General features: G+C 50.0%; 1 protein-coding gene. It reads left to right on the top strand.

All coding sequences use genetic code 11. The annotated features are described in order from the left end of the window. Positions 1 to 602: 602 nt before the first annotated feature. On the top strand, positions 603 to 2,114 hold a 1,512-nt coding region (locus ACPV3A_RS31890), incomplete at its 3' end, for an extracellular solute-binding protein (RefSeq protein WP_426203743.1).

Here is a 2,114-nt window from a genome sequence, read left to right as displayed (position 1 = left end):
CAGGACTGCCTCTTCATTGGGGAGGGGGAAAGACCATCTGCCGCAAGCTTCCGTCTCCACTAAAACATGGGAAACTCCCACCTTTTCACTTCTTAAGTCGCCATTGCTTTAGCATCTTGCATTGATCTTATGCACTTTCGAAATTCAGGATTAATTGTATTTAAACCATTTTCAATGCGAATAACTTAAATGGCGATTAGAGGCTCTATTCATATCTAAAAAGAAGATTATATATGGCAGCCTATTGTCATATTATTCTTTTTATTAATAGGTTATCGGATTGCTTTTTTATTTATGGAATGGGAATACGACTATGTGGACGAATACATGATGGTAACCATATCCTCTGGAGGAATATGGGAAGACCTATTGACGCGTCAACAAACATTCAAGTTGAGAACTGAAAATATAAAATATTTTACGGATCAGCGAAGCCTCGACCTCAATCATGAAGTCGGGGCTTTGTCATGTACAAAATTGCATAAGGGTAAACAGCGGAGAAGTGATGTAAAGAGTTGAGGCTTGTTGGAACAAAGGGAGGTCGGTGATAATGAAAGCGTAACCAAGTACAGATGATGAATCCATTGGAACGGGGGATGCAAATGCAAAAAAGGAATTCAGTATGGCGGAGAGCGATATCCGTATTATTCATGGCGTCACTCCTGCTCTCGGCCTGCGGAGGCAGCGGGTCCGGCAGTGGCAGCTCGAACGAAACGGCCGAGACCGATCCAAGCACCGTAGCAAATGACGGCCCTTTCGGCAAATATGATCCGCCAGTCGAGGTATCGTTCGTAAGGGATCTTAGCGACGTCGTGGAAAATAACGTGCTGGGCGTGCTTAAAGACGAAACGATCGACAACAATCGATGGACGCAATTGTATGAGCAGGAGCTTGGCATCAAAGTCAAGTACAAATGGGTGGTCGAAGGCAGCCCGACATCCGACCAATACCTGCAGAAAATTAACGTGACGCTGGCTTCGGGCGACCTTCCGGACGTGATTCCGGTCAACGCCACCCAGCTCAAGCAATTGGCGGATTCGGACCAAATCATGGATATGACGGAACTTTACGAAACGTACGCTTCCCCAATGACGAAGGAAGTGCTGCTTCAAGAAGGGACGAGTGCTTTTGACGCCGCTACGTTCGACGGAAAGCTGATGGCGATTCCTCAACTGGAATCCTCGATCGAGCGTTCCATGTACATCTGGATCCGGACGGACTGGCTGGAGAAGCTGGGACTTGCGCCGCCGAAAACGATGGCTGACGTACTGGCCATATCGAAAGCGTTTACGGAGAACGATCCGGACGGGAATGGTGTGCAGGATACGTACGGACTTGGCGTTACCAAGGATTTATGGGGGGGCGCGATGGGGCTTGAGGGATTTATGGCCGGATATAATGCCTACCCTAACATTTGGATCGAGGATGACTCCGGCAAGCTCGTCTTTGGGAGCATCCAGCCGGAAGTGAAAAAGGCGCTTCAGGTTTTGCAAGAGATGTCCAAAAACGGACAGATCGACCAAGAGTTCGGTATCAAAGACGGAGGCAAGGTTTCGGAGCAAATCTCGGCCGGCAAGATCGGTATGGAGTACGGCGAGCAGTGGAATTCCATCTGGCCGCTTCAGCTGAACCGCGATAACGATCCGAATGCGCAGTGGCAAGCGTTCCCGATCGTATCCGAATCGGGTGAAGCACCGAAGGTGCCGCTCAAATTCAGCACCACCCGTTTCTTCGCCGTCAAGAAGGATGCGGCCCATCCGGAAGCCGTCATCAAAATGTTCAATCTGCATCTCGAGAAAAACTGGGGGAAAACCGCCGAATTCGATAAATACTTTGCGCCGCCGGAAGCCGAAAGCGTGTGGCAGCTGTCTCCGGTCACGCCGTATCCGGTCATGAAGAACGTGGATGCATTCCGGGAAATCGATGCTGCGCGCAAGGCCGGCGACTTCTCGAAGTTAACCGGAGAGGCCAAAACGATCCAGGAAAAACTGGAAGCTTATGAATCGGGCTCATCCGACGGCTTTGCGCTATGGGGCTGGGAACGGATTTACGGGGAACAGGGCTCCATGGGAATCGCCGACCAATACGATAAAAACGACCAATTCCTGCAGGAA

It is taken from the genome of Paenibacillus sp. Dod16 (genome assembly GCF_049893405.1).
GTDB lineage: Bacteria > Bacillota > Bacilli > Paenibacillales > Paenibacillaceae > Paenibacillus_AQ.
This window is presented reverse-complemented; position numbering and strand designations above follow the sequence as displayed.